19 protein-coding genes are annotated in these 16,410 nt (G+C 69.7%); 11 read left to right on the top strand and 8 right to left on the bottom strand.

From position 1 onward, the window contains the following. The first annotated feature begins 27 nt into the window (after positions 1 to 27). Positions 28 to 816: a histidinol-phosphatase gene (hisN, locus tag ACLBWX_RS15420; protein WP_447677907.1), complete on the top strand. Its 789-nt coding sequence runs from the start codon at positions 28 to 30 to the stop codon at positions 814 to 816. Between the two features lie 150 nt (positions 817 to 966). Here hisN and ACLBWX_RS15415 read toward each other — a convergent pair whose 3' ends face one another. Next, positions 967 to 1,986 (bottom strand): helix-turn-helix domain-containing protein, encoded by a 1,020-nt coding sequence (locus ACLBWX_RS15415; protein WP_447677906.1) that lies wholly within the window; start codon positions 1,984 to 1,986, stop codon positions 967 to 969. A 178-nt stretch (positions 1,987 to 2,164) separates the two neighbouring features. Beyond that, complete coding sequence (locus ACLBWX_RS15410; protein WP_447677905.1) at positions 2,165 to 3,145, bottom strand: alpha/beta fold hydrolase; 981 nt, start codon at positions 3,143 to 3,145, stop codon at positions 2,165 to 2,167. Between the two features lie 199 nt (positions 3,146 to 3,344). Between ACLBWX_RS15410 and ACLBWX_RS15405 the strand changes: the two genes are divergently transcribed. Beyond that, entirely contained in the window at positions 3,345 to 3,818 is a 474-nt protein-coding gene (locus ACLBWX_RS15405) for an Hsp20 family protein (protein ID WP_447677904.1), read from the top strand. Between the two features lie 59 nt (positions 3,819 to 3,877). On the opposite strand, the gene ACLBWX_RS15400 is transcribed toward ACLBWX_RS15405, so the two are convergent. Further along, a complete protein-coding gene (locus ACLBWX_RS15400) occupies positions 3,878 to 4,183 on the bottom strand; it encodes a hypothetical protein (RefSeq protein WP_447677903.1) in 306 nt (101 codons plus the stop codon). Between the two features lie 98 nt (positions 4,184 to 4,281). Then, positions 4,282 to 4,740, bottom strand: coding sequence for an RNA polymerase subunit sigma-70 (locus ACLBWX_RS15395; RefSeq protein ID WP_447677902.1), 459 nt, complete (start codon positions 4,738 to 4,740; stop codon positions 4,282 to 4,284). A 304-nt stretch (positions 4,741 to 5,044) separates the two neighbouring features. Here ACLBWX_RS15395 and ACLBWX_RS15390 point away from each other — a divergent pair, with 304 nt between their 5' ends. Both ACLBWX_RS15390 and ACLBWX_RS15385 read left to right on the top strand, forming a co-directional pair. Next, positions 5,045 to 5,911 (top strand): Kdo hydroxylase family protein, encoded by an 867-nt coding sequence (locus tag ACLBWX_RS15390; RefSeq protein ID WP_447677901.1) that lies wholly within the window; start codon positions 5,045 to 5,047, stop codon positions 5,909 to 5,911. A gap of 43 nt (positions 5,912 to 5,954) precedes the next feature. Continuing rightward, positions 5,955 to 6,254 carry an antibiotic biosynthesis monooxygenase family protein gene (locus ACLBWX_RS15385; RefSeq protein WP_447677900.1) on the top strand — a complete coding sequence of 100 codons (300 nt, stop codon included), beginning with the start codon at positions 5,955 to 5,957 and terminating at the stop codon, positions 6,252 to 6,254. Positions 6,255 to 6,261: 7 nt separating this feature from the next. Here the strand turns inward: ACLBWX_RS15385 and ACLBWX_RS15380 are convergent, their stop codons facing one another. After that, complete coding sequence (locus ACLBWX_RS15380; protein WP_447677899.1) at positions 6,262 to 6,663, bottom strand: hypothetical protein; 402 nt, start codon at positions 6,661 to 6,663, stop codon at positions 6,262 to 6,264. A 65-nt stretch (positions 6,664 to 6,728) separates the two neighbouring features. Then, on the bottom strand, positions 6,729 to 7,073 hold the full coding sequence (locus ACLBWX_RS15375; protein ID WP_447677898.1) for a hypothetical protein: 345 nt from the start codon (positions 7,071 to 7,073) through the stop codon (positions 6,729 to 6,731). A 244-nt stretch (positions 7,074 to 7,317) separates the two neighbouring features. Here ACLBWX_RS15375 and hemC point away from each other — a divergent pair, with 244 nt between their 5' ends. Continuing rightward, complete coding sequence (gene hemC, locus ACLBWX_RS15370) at positions 7,318 to 8,241, top strand: hydroxymethylbilane synthase (protein ID WP_447677897.1); 924 nt, start codon at positions 7,318 to 7,320, stop codon at positions 8,239 to 8,241. Positions 8,242 to 8,245: 4 nt separating this feature from the next. On the opposite strand, the gene ACLBWX_RS15365 is transcribed toward hemC, so the two are convergent. Further along, positions 8,246 to 9,301 carry a GSCFA domain-containing protein gene (locus ACLBWX_RS15365; RefSeq protein ID WP_447677896.1) on the bottom strand — a complete coding sequence of 352 codons (1,056 nt, stop codon included), beginning with the start codon at positions 9,299 to 9,301 and terminating at the stop codon, positions 8,246 to 8,248. Positions 9,302 to 9,508: 207 nt separating this feature from the next. Here ACLBWX_RS15365 and ACLBWX_RS15360 point away from each other — a divergent pair, with 207 nt between their 5' ends. Continuing rightward, positions 9,509 to 10,402 (top strand): WcbI family polysaccharide biosynthesis putative acetyltransferase, encoded by an 894-nt coding sequence (locus ACLBWX_RS15360; RefSeq protein WP_447677895.1) that lies wholly within the window; start codon positions 9,509 to 9,511, stop codon positions 10,400 to 10,402. Here the strand turns inward: ACLBWX_RS15360 and ACLBWX_RS15355 are convergent. Continuing rightward, positions 10,392 to 10,826 carry a response regulator gene (locus tag ACLBWX_RS15355; RefSeq protein WP_447677894.1) on the bottom strand — a complete coding sequence of 145 codons (435 nt, stop codon included), beginning with the start codon at positions 10,824 to 10,826 and terminating at the stop codon, positions 10,392 to 10,394. The two genes, ACLBWX_RS15360 and ACLBWX_RS15355, sit on opposite strands and share 11 nt — an antisense overlap. Positions 10,827 to 10,937: 111 nt before the next feature. Between ACLBWX_RS15355 and ACLBWX_RS15350 the strand changes: the two genes are divergently transcribed. The 5 genes from ACLBWX_RS15350 (at position 10,938) to ftsH (ending at position 16,347) form a co-directional block, all read left to right on the top strand. Beyond that, positions 10,938 to 11,327 carry an Hpt domain-containing protein gene (locus ACLBWX_RS15350; RefSeq protein WP_447677893.1) on the top strand — a complete coding sequence of 130 codons (390 nt, stop codon included), beginning with the start codon at positions 10,938 to 10,940 and terminating at the stop codon, positions 11,325 to 11,327. Between the two features lie 293 nt (positions 11,328 to 11,620). Further along, complete coding sequence (gene pal, locus ACLBWX_RS15345) at positions 11,621 to 12,136, top strand: peptidoglycan-associated lipoprotein Pal (RefSeq protein ID WP_447677892.1); 516 nt, start codon at positions 11,621 to 11,623, stop codon at positions 12,134 to 12,136. Positions 12,137 to 12,303: 167 nt separating this feature from the next. After that, a complete protein-coding gene (gene ybgF, locus ACLBWX_RS15340) occupies positions 12,304 to 13,272 on the top strand; it encodes a tol-pal system protein YbgF (protein ID WP_447677957.1) in 969 nt (322 codons plus the stop codon). A gap of 98 nt (positions 13,273 to 13,370) precedes the next feature. Next, positions 13,371 to 14,270: a tRNA lysidine(34) synthetase TilS gene (gene tilS / locus ACLBWX_RS15335; protein WP_447677891.1), complete on the top strand. Its 900-nt coding sequence runs from the start codon at positions 13,371 to 13,373 to the stop codon at positions 14,268 to 14,270. A gap of 160 nt (positions 14,271 to 14,430) precedes the next feature. Then, on the top strand, positions 14,431 to 16,347 hold the full coding sequence (gene ftsH / locus ACLBWX_RS15330; RefSeq protein ID WP_447677890.1) for an ATP-dependent zinc metalloprotease FtsH: 1,917 nt from the start codon (positions 14,431 to 14,433) through the stop codon (positions 16,345 to 16,347). Positions 16,348 to 16,410: the final 63 nt, after the last annotated feature.

Genomic DNA, 16,410 nt, shown 5'->3' with positions numbered 1-16,410 from the left:
ACGGGGCCTTGCCTGAGGGGAGTGCCGATGGGCGTCGTCGATCTCGCGCGGTTCATGGACGATCTCGCCACCGCCTCGGGGCAGGCGATCCTGCCGTTCTTCCGCGCCGCCTTCGGCATGGACGACAAGGCCGGCGGCGGGGCCGCCTTCGACCCGGTGACCGAGGCCGACCGGGCCGCCGAGGTGGCCATGCGCGGCATGATCCGGAGGGAGCTGCCGACCCACGGCATCCTGGGCGAGGAATTCGGCTCGGAGAACCTCGACGCCGAGTGCGTCTGGGTGCTCGACCCCATCGACGGGACCCGGGCCTTCGTCGCCGGCCTGCCGACCTGGGGCACGCTGATCGGCCTGACCCATCACGGCGCGGCGGTGCGCGGCCTGATGCACCAGCCCTATCTCGGCGAGCTGTTCTCCGGCGACGGCGCCCAGGCCCGCCTGCGCGCGCCGCGCGGCGAGCGCCAGCTCCTGACCCGGCGCGGCACCGCCCTCGGCCAGGCGGTCCTCGCCACCACGGACCCCCGCCTGTTCGCGGAGGGCGAGGAGCGCGAGCGCTTCCGTGGCCTCGAAGGCGCGGTGCGCCTCTCCCGCTACGGCACCGACTGCTACGCCTATTGCATGCTCGCCGCCGGCCAGGTCGACCTCGTGGTGGAAGCCGGGCTCAAGCCCTACGACATCGTCGCGCTGATCCCGATCATCGAGGGCGCGGGCGGCGTCGTGACGACCTGGGACGGCGGCCCGGCCACCGGGGGCGGACGCATCGTCGCCGCCGGGGACCGCCGCCTGCACGAAGCGGCCCTGCGCCACCTCAATCCGTGAGGCGCGCCGTTACGTCGCCTTCGTGGCTCACGCACCCGGCGGTTCGATTCCGGCGCTCGCCACGCGCGTGCGGTCTGCAGAGGATCGATGCGTGCGAGACACGGCCGCCGCCCCACGGCGTCGTGGCGCCGGCATATCCCGACGAAGTCCTCACGTTTCGCGCAGCCATCTCCAGACGTGCTGCACCGTCCCGCGACCGCCGACCTGCTGGACCACCCGACGCTCGCCGCGCCAAGCCTGAGGGGGCGCACCGTAGCGCTTGCGGAAGCTGCGGCTGAGCTGGGAGACGCTGCTGAAGGCGAACACCTCGGCCAACCGACCGATGGTCCGCCGCTCCAGCGGATCGGCCAGAGCGTCGCGCACCGCCCTCAGGCGCTCGCCCTGCACGAAGTGCATCACACCCCCCTCCGGCTCGAACATGCGGTAGAGGGTGGACCGCGAGACCAGCATCTGCGCGGCGATGAACTCGGGCGACAGGTCGTACCGCGACAGGTTTGCCTGCACGATCATCCTGGCCAGCGCCATCAGCCCGCCGTCGAGTTCGCGGCCGTCCAACACATCCGTGGCCTGTGACGCATCGAGGAGTCGGCGCAGGAAGGCGACGAACTCATCCGCGAAAGCCTGAGCTTCGTCAGCGCGTGTGGTCGGCAAGCGGCGGTAGATGTCCAGAATGCGCGCGGCCAGCAGCCGGTTGCGGGCCGCATCGAAGCGCAGGCCGTGCTCCTCGACCGGCAGCCCGTGAAGGCGGGTGGTCGGGACGGCGATGCCGATCGCATCGGCTCGGTCGAGCATGCCATCGAGCAGGTGACGGCGGCCGATGAACGTCACGGTCCCCGGCGAGGCCGACACGTCCTTGCCGCCGACGATGCCCTGGAAGCGGCCGGATCGGTAGAGCTGGACCATGTAATGGTCGGGACCCGCATCGACGCGTCGGCGGTCCCGCCGGAGCCGCTGGTTCGAGAGCAGCGAGCGATGGGTGACGAGATCGCTGATCTGGTAGGCAACGTTGGTGCCGAAGGGCAGGGGGGCGGATCGCGTCGTCGGGCTGACTTCGTACATCGGCGCCAAGAGGGTGCGCCATCGCTCGAAGGCCTCTTCGGACGGCAGGCCTGACGTCGTCAGGAAGAAGTTTGGCAGACCCGCCTCAGCCGTCGTATCGCCTGGCTCCAACGGACCACATCCCTGGCTATCCGGCCCATTCGGCGCGGTAGGCTAGGCATGAAGTCCTCGACGGGGCAAGACAAATGCCTGTGTCCGCTCGGAAGGGCGCAAATCCGACGCAGGCAAGGCGCGGGGCCGCGTTCAGGAGCGGAGAAAGCCCGCATCCGCGGCGAGCTCGGGTCGAGAGTCACGCCTCCAGGCGCGCGCGTTCGGCCGGCTCCGCCGCGTCGGAGCCCGGCATGAAGGCATCGAAGGCCGCCCAGAAATCCTCCCGGATCGCGTCGCGCTCCGACAGGATCTCGTGGCGCGCGCCGGGCAGCACCAGGATGTGCCCGGCCCGGAGGCGGCGGGCGAAGCGCTCGGTGGTGCGGGTGCCGCAGACGGGATCGGCGCCGGCCGCGACGATCAGGGTCGGCACCGCGATCCGTCCCGGCACGCCGGGCGCGGCGAGGCGCTTCATGGCCCGGAAGGCACTGGCGAGCCAGGCGATGCTGGGATCACCGACGGCCCCGGCCCCGACGTCGCGGGCCGCCGCCGCGTTGCGGGCGTAGCGCTTCGGGTCCCGGCACAGGCGATTGTTCGGATAGGGCTTGGTGGCGATCGAGACCGCCGAGCCGAAGGGGATGTAGCGCCGGCCCCACCCGATCGCGTGCAGGACGCGCGCGAGGAAGGCCGCGCCAGCGGGCCAGCGCACCATGCGGATCGACAGCATCGGCGCCACGGTCACGATGCGCCGGAACGGCAGCCAGCCGTCATGGGCGCCGGTCAGCGCGACGGCGCCGCCCATCGAGTGCGCGAGGCAGAGATGCGGATGGGGCATCAACGGGCGCAGGATCGCGTCCTCGATCGCCTTCAGGTCGCGGCGGTAATCGTCGAAATGGGCGACGTGCCCCCGGTGGGGGTCGTCGACCTGCCGCTGCGATTCGCCCTGGCCGCGCCAGTCGAAGGCGACGACGGCGAAGCCCCGCCCGCGCAGGTCGGCGATGGTCTCGTAGTACTTCTCGATGAATTCGGCCCGGCCCTGGAGGAGGCAGACCGTGCCCTTCACCAGGCGGGTGGTCGGGCGCCAATGGGCGGCCCGCAGCTCGATCCCGTCCTCGGTGCGCACCGCCTTGAGGGCACCGCCCGGCGGAACGGGATTGTCGGGGGTGGAACGCAGGGTCAGCATCGACGAAGTCTCACGCGGAGTAAGGGGCCGAAAGTTTAGGAAAGGGACCGAAATTTTTGGCCCGGGCCGCGGCCCAGGCTCTTGCGAGGCTCAAATTCCGCTCCGATATCACGGCTGTACCGGCCAATACGGCGGTGCGCACGGTCCGGCCCACGGGCGGACCCGAAACCTGCATGTTGCTTCTTACGGAGAATGTGTGATGCGTCAGTTCGACCTTGCTCCCCTCTACCGCTCCACCGTCGGTTTCGACCGCCTGTTCTCGGCCCTCGACCAGTTCGTCAGTGCCGACGCGGCCCCGACCTATCCGCCCTACAACATCGAGCGCACCGGCGAGAACGCCTACCGGATCACGGTGGCGGTGGCCGGCTTCACGGATTCCGATCTCGCGATCGAGGTCAAGGAGAATGCGCTGACGCTGAAGGGCGAGCGCAAGTCCGACCCGGCCAAGCCGGCGGAATTCCTGCACCAGGGCATCGCGGCCCGCGCCTTCGAGCGTCGGTTCCAGCTCGCCGATTACGTCCAGGTGACGGGGGCCGCCCTCGAGAACGGTCTCCTCCACATCGATCTCGTCCGCGAGATTCCGGAGGCGAAGAAGCCGCGCCAGATCCAGATCGCGACCGGCCGCGCCCAGCAGGCCCCGGTGATCGAGGGCTCGGTGCAGCAGGCCGCCTGATCGGCGCCGATGGACGTGCGGAGCGCCCCGGCCGCGAGGCCGGGGCGCTCTCGCGCTTTTCAGAAGCCTCCGTCGAACCAGTCGTCGCGGCTCGGCTCCTTGCAGCGGTAGCCCACGAAGCAGTGCGGCGTATCTCCGGCGGGCACGAAGGCCGGCACCGTGATTTCCGTGACCTCGCAGAAACTGCGGTCGCGCACGAAGCGGTCATAGGTCGGCCCACCGGTCCCGAGCACGAGGCCGCCGCGTCGATCCACCAACGCCTTGGCCTGGCTGCAGGACATGCTCGTGGTGGAAGCCCGCTGGGCGAGGGCGGGCGCCGTGCAGGCGGAAAGCGCGAGGGCGACGGCGAGGACACGGTTCGGCATGGCCGGTCAACGCGCGGCCCGCCCGGCCGATCCCGGACGGGTCTACCGTGTCTCGACCGCATGCGCCTCGGAAAGCCCGCCCCGGACGTCGCGAGCGCTCACAGATCGCCGAAGATCAGCTGGCCCTGCGGGCTCGGCCGACGCGCGGGCGCATCGCCCTTGGGGCGCTTGCCCGCCGCCTTGGCCGTCGACCGGCGCAGGGCCGGCCGCTGGGCCGGCGGATCGGCGCGCAGGCGCGCCTTCGCCCTGTCGCGGGCGACCGCCTCGGGGGCGTGCGGATCGTCGTCGAGCCACTTGCCGCGCTTGATCACCTCGTTGACCCGGCCCTGGTTCACCCCGACCTTGAAGGCGATCTCCTGCTGGGTCATGCCCGTGGAGGCGTGCAGGTCGAGGATGGCGCGGGCCAGCTCCGGGGTCATCTTCTGCCCGGTGAGGCGCCGGGCGGGCTTGATCGTGCGCGTGGCCCGGTCCCGCTCGCGCAGGCGCTCCAGCAGGGCGAGGGCCATGTGCATGCCGTGCTCGCGCAGGGACTCCTCGAATTCCTTCAGCGTCGCCATCGTCGGCATCCTCATCGCCGCAGGGTTCCGTGAGACCGGAACCGCGACCGTTCCATCAACGCGACCGAAACGCCAGGGTTGCGCCGGACAGGACCCCAGGGTTGAGCCGGTTCGGGCACCCTGACAACAGGCAAGATCCGTCATCCACCGCTATCCTTCGACCCGGGCGGGGCGGGGCGGTGCGCGGGCAGGAGACGGCATCGACGGAAGGCATCGACGCCGGCGCGTCCGAGCCCGTGGCCAGCGGCGCGCCGTTCGGCTAAACCGCCGGTCCCGCCGCGGTTTTCCCGAGGAGCCCCGCCCGATGATCAGCCCGATCGTGTCCGTCTCCCGTGCGGGGCCGCCCCCCGGCACGCCATCCCTGGTGGATGCCCTCGAGAGCGGCGCGGTCCTGATGTTCCCCGACCTCGACTTTCCCCTGAGCGCCTTCGAGGAGCGCTTCGTCCAGCGCCCCTTCGCCGACGGCAAGGCCAAGAACGTCAACATCCGCGGGACCGGGGCCACCCTGCGCGGCGCGGCCGGCACGCCGGAGGAGCAGGAGGCCCTGCGCCAGGTCCTCATCCGCTACCGCGGCTTCGCCGAGGCGCTGGTCGCCGCGCACCTGCCGGCCTATGCCGGCAAGGTCTCCTTCGCCGGCACCTCCTACCGGCCCTACGAGGTCGACCGGCGCAAGCTGAGCTGGCGGCGCGACGACACCCGCCTGCACGTGGACGCCTTTCCGTCGAACCCCATCGGCGAGAAGCGGATCCTGCGCATCTTCCGCAACATCAACCCCGACGGCCAGCCGCGCCACTGGCGGGTCGGCGAGGATTTTTCCGCGATGGCGGAGAAGTTCCTGCCGCGCCTGCCCGGCTACTCGCCGCTCTCCGCCCGGATGCTGGCGCTCCTCAAGATCACCAAGGCGCGCCGGAGCGAATACGACCACCTGATGCTGCACCTGCACGACGCCCTGAAGCAGGACATGCGCTACCAGGAGACCGCGCCCCAGGCCGACGTGCATTTCTCGCCCGGCCAGACCTGGGTGACCTTCTCCGACCTCGTCATGCACGGCGCCATGGGCGGCCAGTACATGCTGGAGCAGACCGCCTACCTCGCGGTGGCCGACCAGGCCCGCCCCGAGCGCAGCCCGCAGCGCCTGCTCGCCAAGGCCCTCGGCCGCCCCCTTCGTTGATCTCTCGTCCGATCCCTCGAACCCCGCAAGGCCGGAGACTTCCATGATCCTCGAAATCGCGCAGATCGACGTCAAGGCCGGCATGGAGGCCGAGTTCGAGGCCGGCATCGCCAGGGCCGCGGCGATCTTCAAGGTCGCGAAGGGCTGCCGCAGCTTCGCCGTCCGCCGCTCCATCGAGAAGCCGCAGCGCTACCGCCTGCTCATCGAGTGGGAGACCCTGGAGAACCATACCGAGGACTTCACGGGTTCGCAGGCCTGGAAGGACTACCGGGCCATGGTTTCGCCCTGCTTCGAGGCTCCGCCCAGCGTCGAGCACACCGAGCTCGCGCTCCAGGCCTTCTGAGGCCGCCTCACCGGCCGGAGCCGCGCACCAGCCTCTTGATGCGGTCTTCGAGCCTGCCGATCCGCGCGCGGACACCGCGCGCGCCGCAACTCGACAGGGTCTCGCCGGCGAAGAACCCGAAATGCTCGGCGCGCTCGCGGCAGGCCATGACCGGCGGCAACGCGATCACCAGGGCGAAGGGCGCCGTCAGCAGGACGAGGTTGAGGACGAGCGACGGCGCCCAGCCGAGGGTGAAGCCGCGGCTCGGCGCCTCGGACTCGGCCTCGCGGATGCGGCGCACCGGCCGGGGCGTGCGCAGGCCGTCGCGGATGGTCGCCTGCCGGATCTGGGCGACCGACGCCGTCGCCGTCCCGTCGGCCGGACGCTCGGCCCGGGGCCGCGCCCGCGCGCCGAGGTCGTCCGTGGTCATTGGCTCGGATCCGATCGTCACCGCGTCCTCCCGTACCGATCCGTTCCGAGCGCGATCACGGGCCGCTACCGCAGACCGTTGGCGACGGTCCGGAGGTCGCCTTCGAGATTGAGGACGCGTCCGGCGAGATTGCGCCGGGCGCAGGCCGTGCTGTGTACGATTTCGGGAACCCAGGACCCGCGCGCCGCCGCGCCCTGGCAGTCCATCAGGAAGCCGGCTCCCAGCAGAAGCGTCATCGGGCCCAGCATCAGGGTCAGCTTGAGCATGCGGCCGATGCCGAATCCGCCGCCGCGGCGCCGAGCCGAATCGCGAGGCCGCCGTACCGCCCGGTCGTCCGGCGAATCCTCCGGCTCCCGGTCGCGCGCTCCGAACTCCCGTTCGTAGTAGGCTTCGAGCTTGCTGCGCTTCATCGGTGAGCGTCCGCCGACCCGGCTCGTGCCGGCATCATCGATCCCAGGGTCGCGCGAACACGGATAAGGTCCGCCTAACGGCGGGGTGGAGATGCCCACGACCTCGACGCGTGCTTTCGGAATACTGAACGCGATGGCTGCGTTCGCGCGCGATCCCGGTGACATCCGCCCGCGGACTGCGTACCTAGGATGAACGCACGCCGAGCCGTTCCAGCCGCCCCCTGTCACCGAGCGACCCTCGCCCATGATCCAACGCCCCCTCCGCATCGGTACGCGCGGAAGTCCGATGGCCCTGGCCCAGACCGGGATGGTCCGAGACCGGATCGTGGCGGCCAATCCGGGCCTCGAGACCGAGATCGTGGTGGTCAACACCGTGGCCGACCGCATCCTCGACCGGCCGCTGTCGGAGATCGGCGGCAAGGGCCTCTTCACGAAGGAGCTGGAGCAGGCCCTCTACGCCGACGTGGTCGACGTCGCCGTCCACTCGATGAAGGACGTGGAGACCTGGCTGCCCGACGGGCTCGTCATCGCCTGCATCCTGGAACGCGACGATCCGCGCGACGCCTTTCTGTCGCCGCGGGCCTCCGGCTTCGGCGAGCTCCCGCCCGGATCCCGGGTCGGCACCTCGTCCCTGCGCCGGGCGGCGCAGGTCCTGATGCGCCGGCCCGACCTCCGGATCGTGCCCCTGCGGGGCAACGCCAACACCCGCATGCGCAAGCTGGAGGAGGGCACCTGCGACGCCACCCTGCTGGCGCTCTGCGGCCTGGAGCGCCTCGGCATGGCCGACATGGCCCGGAGCGTTCTCGAAGTCGACGAGATGCTGCCTGCGGTGGCGCAGGGCGCGCTCGGCATCGAGTGCCGCGAGGACGATGCCGCCGTGCGCGCGCTTCTCGCCCCCCTGGTTTCCGCCCGTGCCACCGCCGAGCTCAAAGCGGAGCGCGGCCTCCTCGCCGAGCTCGATGGCTCCTGCCGAACTCCCATCGCCGCCCTGGCGCGGATCACCGGTGACACGCTCAGGCTCGACGGCCTGCTGTTCCTGCCGGACGGAAGCGCCCACTGGGCGGTGCAGCGCTCCGGAGCCGTCGCCGACGCCGCCCGGATCGGCCAGGAGGCCGGGGCCGAGCTCAAGCACGCGGCAGGCGACACCTACGCCCGGCACCTGCAGTAGACGCTCACGCCAGGCTGCGCTCGATCGCCTCCTCGTCGCAGATCACGCTGGCCGCCCGGCGGTACTCGATACCGAGGGGCTGGGTCAGGATCGGGGGCTTCGCCCGATCGGTGAAGGCGTCGAGGAAGACCCGCATCACGTGGTCGACAGCCGCGGGCGTGACGGAGCGCAGGTCGTCGTCGTAGTAGCGTGCCGCGTTGGCGGTGCTGGTGACGATCTCGTAGGCGGGAAAGTAGACGGCCCGCGGCTCGGCGGCCACGATCTCCTCGGCGGCCGCTCGCAGGGCGGCCTTGCTGTAGGTGTTCGACACCAGCACGTGCCGGTTCGCGTAGGTGGCGATCAGGGGCACCGGCGAGACGGTGAGGATGATCCGCGCGCCGGGATTGACCGCGAACAGCCGCTCCAGGAAGGCCAGCATGTCGTCGCGTACGTCGCCCGTGCGCGCATTGACGAAGGTGTAGGTCTCGGGGTCGAAGGTACCGCCGACGACGCCGGGTGCCACGGGGAGCATGGCTCCGTCCGGCCGGTGCATCCAGCCCTCGGTCAGTCCCAGCGTGAAGACGAGCACGTCGAGGCTCTCGAACATCGCCCGTACCGCCGCGAGGTGCCGAAGGCGGTCGGCCTCGACCTCGGCGGCGTCGGCAAAACCGGCCGGCTCGATGCCGGGGCGGAACGGGTCCACGAGACGTCCGTCCGGACGGGTCCAGTCCGGCAGGGAAGGGGTGTAGGTGCCGTAGGCCCGGTCGAACAGTTGAAGGAGTTGCCGGGCGGTGTAGATGTTGCCGTAGCGGGCGGAGTAGGTGCCGTATTGCCGATCGGCGGCGGCCTCGGGTGTGATGCCGGCGGGGGCCGCCTCGGCGAGGTAGTGTCCGAACCCCGCCCCGGTCAGCGCGCGGGCGACGTGCTGAGCGAAGCAGGAGCCTGCCGTCGCCACGCGGGCATCGGAGCTGATTGTGAAGTGCCCGCTCGGGCCGGGCGCCAAGGCGAAGGGCGGAACGCCCGCCACGACCTTGCGCCAGAATCGCTCGGCCGGTAGATCGGCGTAAGGGTTCCTCACCAAGGCGGCATCTCCATCCGATCGCTCACGCCATTGCGGCACGCGTTTCCCGAGATCACAATCTTAGGCAAGACCACGATCTCCGGCTCCCTCGCGGCGCGGGCTGCCTCGTTCGCTCGCCCTGTCTCTTCGTGGCGATCATGGGCGAGAGCATGGCGCCGGTCCAGCGACGATGCCATCGATCCGTCGCGGAACGGACCGCGCATCGCCGTGCTGGGGAACTGCCAGGCGGAGGGCGTCGCCCAGTCCCTGCGCCTGTTGCTCCCGCAGGCCCGGGTCGAGCTGGTCCCGTTCGACGGCCTCGGGCGCCGATACGGCACCCTCGAGCGCCTGAAGGCGCACCTCGCCCCCTTCGACCACGTCTTCACGCAGTTCTTCTCCGAAGGCTTCATTCGTGGCGGCAACGCATACGCCCTGGGCGAGGGAGACCCGCGCCTTCGCCTGTATCCGACCATCCTGTTCCCCGGCTACCAGCCCGACATGGTCCTGGTGGGCGACGTCGGCGCGCTGTCGGCGGCGCGCCTCGTCGCCTCGCCGGTGGGTCCCTACCACTCGGCCATCGTCCTGTGCGCCTATCTCGAGGGGCGGGGGCCGCGGGAGACCGCGGAACTGTTCCGGGATACCACCTATGCGCAGCTGGGCTTCTACGAGGCCTGGAACGTGGCGGCGGCCGAACTTCTCGGCACCGCCAGCGACCTCATGTTCCCCCTGGAGTCCGAGCTCGCCCGATGGTCCCGGCGCGGCTGCTTCATGCACGTCCTCAACCATCCCAAGCTGTTCGTCCTGGCCGACATCGCCCGTCGCCTCGCAACGGAAGCAGGCCTGAGCCCGAGCCCGGCGTCGGTCGAGGACTACCTACCGGACGAACTCGCTACCGGTGCGGTCTGGCCCATCTACCCCGACCTCGCCGCACGCTATGGCCTGACGGGCACGATGCTGTTCAAGGACCGGGCTCGCAGGGGCATTCCCAAGCTCTACGACCTGCCGACCTTTATCGCTGCGAGTTTTGCGATCTACCGGCGTCACGCACCCGAGGCGCTCGGCTGCATTCGGGTCGAGGGCTGGCGCGCCAACCCGGCCGTGCGTGCCCTTTTCAGGGTCTGACCGCGCCCGAATGTCGAGTGGCCGCGTGCAGGACCAGCGGATCCGCCTCGGGATCGCGCATCATCGAGGCGGCCAGATCGACCACGTCCTGGATCCGGAAGGGTTTGGCCAGGAAGACGCTGTCCGGCACGGCGCGCCGGTCGTTACAGCCGCCCGTGGATGAATAGATCACCGGACGATCCGGGTTGAAGGTGCGGAAAGCCTGCGCGACGGACCAGCCGTCGATGAGTCCGGGGAGATTGATGTCGGTGAGGAGGAGTGCGAAGGCGCTGCCTGCCGCGGTCCCGGCCTGACGGATGGCCGCCACCGCGGCCTCGCCGCTGGAGACCGAGACCACGGCGATGCCGTTCCGCAGGCACAGGGCGGTCAACATTTCGAGAAGCAGGTAATTGTCCTCGACGACGAGGATCCGAGGCCGACACATGGATCGCACCAACTCTTTGCACGATCGCCTTAATCCTATATCGGTTAACTGCCGATCAATAGACGCGACGGTCGGCTAAGTCTCACGCGCCGCTCTGTTCTGGACGATGCCATGCCGGACCATTCGACCCGAGAAGCCGGGACGTTCGTGGTCGAGGGTGCGCCAGACCGCCACGCACCGCCGGTTTATGACTCCCGCACCCTGGAGGAACTGGAAGGCATCTTCGGCCGTACGCGGCTGATGGACCTCCTCGACCGTCTCAAGACCGAGATCGGCGAGCGGCTGCAGGCGCCTGCCGCGGAACGGGCTGCCCTCGGCCAGGATGCCCACACTCTGCTCTCGGTGAGCGGCTCCCTCGGCTTCTTCGATCTCTCCATCCGCTGTTCGGAGATGGAGCGAGCCTGCCTGCAGGGGGCCGATCTCACGGCCCCCTTGGCCGCCGCCCGGAAGTCCGCTGCCACCGCCATCGCGGCGATACGGTCCCTTCAGGACCGCGTCTGAGGCGACGGGTGGCCGCATGTTGCAGGGCCGCCACGCTTCGACCGCAAGTGCAGCCTCCGCTCCGGACGTCGCGCCGATGCCGCAATCGGGTCCGATCCCGGAATGGTCGAGGTCGCGCCCGCGTTTCGCGAGATTTTGGCCGATTTCGGAAGGGTTCGCTCAGGGTTGACGGAACCTTCGCTTAACCGAGACCGCATAAGAACCGCCGATGTGGCCCCGACGGGGCCCCGCGAGGCGACGTCGCCGGCCTGATCGTCATCGATCCGGCGGCCGTGCCCGAGGAGAACAGGATCATGTCCATGATTGCGCGCTTCCGCGTGTTTCCGCTGGCGGCCGCCCTCTGCGCCGCCCTCAGCGTCGCCGCCTGTACCAACGATAAGGACCTTGCCGACGCCTCCGGGTTCGGCGCCGGCGGTATGAACGGTGGCGCCGGCACCCCCGGCAGCGCCCAGGACTTCGTGGTGAACGTCGGCGACAGGGTCTTCTTCGAATCAGATTCTACCGACCTGACGCCCACCGCCACTGCCACGCTCGACAAGCAGGCGAACTGGTTGCAGCGCTACCCGCGCTACACCTTCCTGATCGAGGGCCATGCCGACGAGCGCGGCACCCGCGAGTACAATTTCTCCCTCGGCGAGCGACGCGCCCAGTCGGTGAAGGATTACCTCGCCTCGCGCGGCATCGCGGGCGGACGCATCCGGACGGTCTCCTACGGCAAGGAGCGCCCGGTGGCCGTATGCAACGACATCTCGTGCTGGTCGCAGAACCGGCGCGCGGTCACCGTGCTCGATCGCAGCGCCGGCTCGTAGCTGGCGATGAAGCGGGCTTCGGGGCCGAGAGCCGCCCCGTGTCCCGCATCACGGGCGGCGCGCCGCGGCATGGCCGCATTTTTGCCGCGGGGGGCGGCATTTGCTATCCGCGGGCCGCGATCCTCGCGAGCGCATTTTTCGCCCCTCGACCACCGGTGACGACCGCCATGCTTGCCCGTCTTCTCCTTACGACCCGTCTTGCCGCTGCAGCCGGACTCGTCTTGGGATCGATTCTCTGCGGATCGGTGGCCCCGGCGATGGCGCAGGACGCGTCTGATTTCGTCGTCCGGCTCAACCGCCTGGAGAACCAGTCGCGCCAAACCGCCGGACAGATCGAAACGCTGCAATACGAGAACCGCCAGCTCAAGGAGCAGCTCCGCAAGTTCCAGGAGGACGTGGAGTTCCGGCTGCAGGAAGCGAAGGGTGGCCGCACGGGCGCACCGTCGGGCACCAATCCGACTCCGGCCAAGCCGCAGAAGCGCAGCGATGCTTTCGACCCCGATCAGAACCCGGGGCGCCCCGGCGCACCGATGCAACTCGGCACCACCACGCCGACGGCCCCGGCTGCCGAGGCGCCGCGCGCCCGCAGCGTGCCCCCGACCGTCGTCGAGGCGGATGACGAGGAACCGGGCCTGACACCGCCCGGACTCGGCGGTCCGGTCGACCTGACGCCGCCCGCCCGGGTTCCGACGACCGGCGCCCTGCCGACCCCACCCCGGGCCGGCAGCGTGGCCGCCACGGGTTCAGGGGATGCGCGCGCCGATTACGAGGCCGCCTACGCCTATATCCTTCAACGGCAGTACGAGCAGGCCGAGATGGGTCTGCGCCAGTTCATCCAGTCGCATCCCCGCGACGCACTGGTGCCATCTGCGACGTACTGGCTCGGCGAGAGCTATCTCCAGCGCAACCGCAACCGCGAAGCGGCCGAGCAGTTCCTGAAGGTCTCCACCGACTATGCGCGCTCGGCACAGGCGCCCGAAGCCATGCTGAAGCTCGGCGCTTCGCTCAATGCGCTCGGCGCCCGCGAACAGGCCTGCGCGACGCTTGCCGAGCTCGAGCGCAAATTCCCGTCGGCCAGCGCCAGCGTCCGTCAGGGCGTCACCCGCGAACAGAAGCGCGCCCGCTGCGCCGCTTGACGAGGCAAGGGGAGGCGGTTGATGCCGCGCTCCGACCCTACCTGATCAATGGTCCGGTTCTTCTCGCGGTCTCGGGTGGTCCGGACTCGACGGCGCTTATGGCCGCGGCCGCTGCAGTTGGTCCCGCAGGGGGCATTCACGTCGCCACCGTCGACCACGGCCTACGTCCGGAGGCGGCCGGGGAGGCAGCCGAGGTGGCGCGCCTCGCCGAGACCTTCGGCTTCCCGCACAGCACCCTGTCCTGGCTCGGGCCGAAACCGGCGCGCGGATTGCAGGCGTCAGCCCGCGCCGCCCGGTACGACCTGCTTGCCGATCACGCCGAAGCCGTCGGGGCCGCATCGGTTCTCACCGGTCACACCCGCGACGACCAGGCGGAAACCGTGCTGATGCGGCTCCTGGCCGGCAGCGGACCGGCCGGCCTCGCCGGCATGCGCGTCGAGCGCAGGCTCACCCAATCCGTTCGCCTGGCGCGGCCCTTCCTTTACCTCCCGAAGGCTGACCTCATCGCCTATTGCGCGGCGCGCGGGCTCCCCTTCGCACGCGATCCATCCAACGTCGACGACCGCTTCACCCGCGTTCACCTGCGCCGACTTATGCCGAAACTCGAACGCGAGGGCCTGAGTACGGACCGGCTCTGCCGCCTGGCCGCGCGCTGCGCCCGCGACGAGGCCGCCCTGCGCGCCCTGGCAGAGGCGGCATTCGAAGAGGCGCTTCGGGTACAGCCGGCCCCGGGTCTGCGCCTAAGCGGCGCTCATCTGCGCATCCTTTCGGACGCCGTACTCCTACGTGTCGCGAGCCTGGCGGCGGAGCGGATCGCTCCGGGAGGTCGTGAGCGGCTGGACCGACTCGAGAGCCTCGTCCTCGACGGGCTCCGACCGGCCCTGCACGACGGTGTGCCACTCCGCCGGACCCTGCGCGAGGTCCTGTTCGAAGTGACACGAACCGGCGATCTCGCCCTAACTCCGGCACCGCCGCGAAGGGGAAGGGGATCTGCGTAACCCTGCCGAGCGATGCGGCCTTGCCGCGGCGGCATGGCCATGGCACCGCCTCCCCCTCCGACTTGGCAAGGGGTGACTCGCTGCCTACATTGGCAAGGAGCGTCAGGAGTGACCCGCCCCATTTCGCGCGGCGGGCCCCGATGCCTCCAGGGATTGATCGATGAACCCGAACTTCCGCAATTTCGCCTTGTGGGTCGTCATCTTCCTGCTCGTGCTCGCCCTCGTGACCCTGTTTCAAAACCCGGGTCATCGTGGGGGCGGCTCCGAGATCGCCTACAGCCAGCTTCTGAACGATGCCGATTCCGGCAAGATCCAGACGGTTGTGATCTCCGGGCAGGACGTCAGCGGCACCTATGTCGGCGGCGGCAACTTCACCTCCTACGCCCCCAATGACCCGAGCCTCGTGTCCAAGCTGCAGAGCAAAGGCGTCCAGATCACTGCGCGTCCGCCCTCGGACAACACGCCGTGGTTCATCCAGCTGCTCGTGAGTTGGCTGCCCATCCTCGTGTTCATCGGCGCCTGGATCTTCCTCTCCCGCCAGATGCAGTCGGGCGCAGGCCGTGCCATGGGCTTCGGGAAGTCGAAGGCCAAGCTCCTCACCGAGGCCTCCGGCCGCGTCAGCTTCGACGACGTCGCCGGCGTCGAGGAAGCCAAGGAGGACCTTCAGGAGATCGTCGAGTTCCTCCGCGATCCGCAGAAGTTCCAACGCCTCGGCGGCCGCATCCCGCGCGGCGTGCTCCTCGTGGGCCCCCCCGGCACGGGTAAGACCCTGATCGCTCGCGCTGTCGCCGGCGAGGCCAACGTGCCGTTCTTCACCATCTCGGGCTCGGATTTCGTGGAGATGTTCGTTGGCGTCGGCGCCTCCCGCGTTCGCGACATGTTCGAGCAGGCCAAGAAGAACGCTCCCTGCATCATCTTCATCGACGAGATCGACGCGGTCGGTCGCCATCGCGGCGCCGGCCTGGGCGGCGGCAACGACGAGCGCGAGCAGACCCTGAACCAGCTCCTCGTGGAGATGGACGGCTTCGAGGCCAACGAGGGCGTGATCATCATCGCGGCCACCAACCGGCCCGACGTGCTCGACCCTGCGCTGCTCCGTCCGGGCCGCTTCGACCGCCAGATCATGGTGCCGAATCCCGACGTCGTCGGCCGCGAGCGCATTCTCCGCGTCCACGTGCGCAAGGTGCCGCTGGCACCGGATGTCGACCTCAAGGTCATCGCACGCGGTACGCCGGGCTTCTCCGGCGCCGACCTCATGAACCTCGTCAACGAGTCCGCACTCCTTGCGGCGCGGCGCGGCAAGCGCATCGTCACGATGCACGAGTTCGAGGACGCGAAGGACAAGGTAATGATGGGCGCCGAACGGCGTACCCTGGTCATGACGGAGGACGAGAAGCGGCTCACTGCCTATCACGAGGGTGGCCACGCCATCGTCGCCTTCAACGTGCCGGCTACCGATCCCGTCCACAAGGCGACTATCATTCCGCGCGGTAGAGCTTTGGGCATGGTCATGCAGTTGCCCGAACGCGACAAGCTTTCGATGTCCTTCGAGCAGATGACATCGCGACTCGCCATCATGATGGGCGGCCGCATCGCCGAGGAGATGACCTTCGGGGCCGACAAGGTGACCTCGGGCGCTCAGTCCGATATCGAGCAGGCCACCCGACTTGCTCGCATGATGGTGACTCGCTGGGGCTTCTCGCCTGAACTCGGTACCGTGGCCTACGGGGAGAACAACGACGAGGTCTTCCTCGGCATGTCGATGGGCCGCCAGCAGACGGTCTCGGAGGCTACCGCCCAGAAGATCGACGCAGAGGTCCGTCGCCTGGTCGAGACCGGGCTCGAGGAAGCCCGGCGCATCCTCGGCGAGCACAAGGACGACCTCGAAGCCTTGGCTCAAGGGCTTCTCGAGTACGAGACCCTGTCGGGTGACGAGATCAAGAATCTGATTGCCGGTAAGCCGCCGATCCGCGACGCGGGTGATGGGCCGAGTACGTTGCGTGGGTCGTCGGTTCCCTCCACCGGGCGCGGTCGCCCGCGCGGTAGCGACGGCCTGGAGCCGCAGCCACAGGCCTGATCAGCGCGTCGAATCTATCCTTCCATCGCAGACGTGCGAGCCCGCCATTGGCGGGCTCGTTCG

Source organism: Methylobacterium sp. M6A4_1b (genome assembly GCF_053345175.1).
This window is presented reverse-complemented; position numbering and strand designations above follow the sequence as displayed.

What these genes read in the sequence shown, in the direction of transcription:
- ybgF (WP_447677957.1), top strand. Translation starts at nt 12,304, where the DNA reads ATGCTTGCCCGTCTTCTCCTTACGACCCGTCTTGCCGCTGCAGCCGGA.
- ftsH (WP_447677890.1), top strand. Translation starts at nt 14,431, where the DNA reads ATGAACCCGAACTTCCGCAATTTCGCCTTGTGGGTCGTCATCTTCCTG.
- ACLBWX_RS15380 (WP_447677899.1), bottom strand. Translation starts at nt 6,663, where the DNA reads ATGACCACGGACGACCTCGGCGCGCGGGCGCGGCCCCGGGCCGAGCGT.
- ACLBWX_RS15395 (WP_447677902.1), bottom strand. Translation starts at nt 4,740, where the DNA reads ATGGCGACGCTGAAGGAATTCGAGGAGTCCCTGCGCGAGCACGGCATG.
- ACLBWX_RS15400 (WP_447677903.1), bottom strand. Translation starts at nt 4,183, where the DNA reads ATGCCGAACCGTGTCCTCGCCGTCGCCCTCGCGCTTTCCGCCTGCACG.
- ACLBWX_RS15410 (WP_447677905.1), bottom strand. Translation starts at nt 3,145, where the DNA reads ATGCTGACCCTGCGTTCCACCCCCGACAATCCCGTTCCGCCGGGCGGT.
- ACLBWX_RS15375 (WP_447677898.1), bottom strand. Translation starts at nt 7,073, where the DNA reads ATGAAGCGCAGCAAGCTCGAAGCCTACTACGAACGGGAGTTCGGAGCG.
- hisN (WP_447677907.1), top strand. Translation starts at nt 28, where the DNA reads ATGGGCGTCGTCGATCTCGCGCGGTTCATGGACGATCTCGCCACCGCC.
- ACLBWX_RS15355 (WP_447677894.1), bottom strand. Translation starts at nt 10,826, where the DNA reads ATGTGTCGGCCTCGGATCCTCGTCGTCGAGGACAATTACCTGCTTCTC.
- pal (WP_447677892.1), top strand. Translation starts at nt 11,621, where the DNA reads ATGTCCATGATTGCGCGCTTCCGCGTGTTTCCGCTGGCGGCCGCCCTC.
- ACLBWX_RS15405 (WP_447677904.1), top strand. Translation starts at nt 3,345, where the DNA reads ATGCGTCAGTTCGACCTTGCTCCCCTCTACCGCTCCACCGTCGGTTTC.
- ACLBWX_RS15350 (WP_447677893.1), top strand. Translation starts at nt 10,938, where the DNA reads ATGCCGGACCATTCGACCCGAGAAGCCGGGACGTTCGTGGTCGAGGGT.
- ACLBWX_RS15385 (WP_447677900.1), top strand. Translation starts at nt 5,955, where the DNA reads ATGATCCTCGAAATCGCGCAGATCGACGTCAAGGCCGGCATGGAGGCC.
- tilS (WP_447677891.1), top strand. Translation starts at nt 13,371, where the DNA reads ATGGCCGCGGCCGCTGCAGTTGGTCCCGCAGGGGGCATTCACGTCGCC.
- ACLBWX_RS15390 (WP_447677901.1), top strand. Translation starts at nt 5,045, where the DNA reads ATGATCAGCCCGATCGTGTCCGTCTCCCGTGCGGGGCCGCCCCCCGGC.
- hemC (WP_447677897.1), top strand. Translation starts at nt 7,318, where the DNA reads ATGATCCAACGCCCCCTCCGCATCGGTACGCGCGGAAGTCCGATGGCC.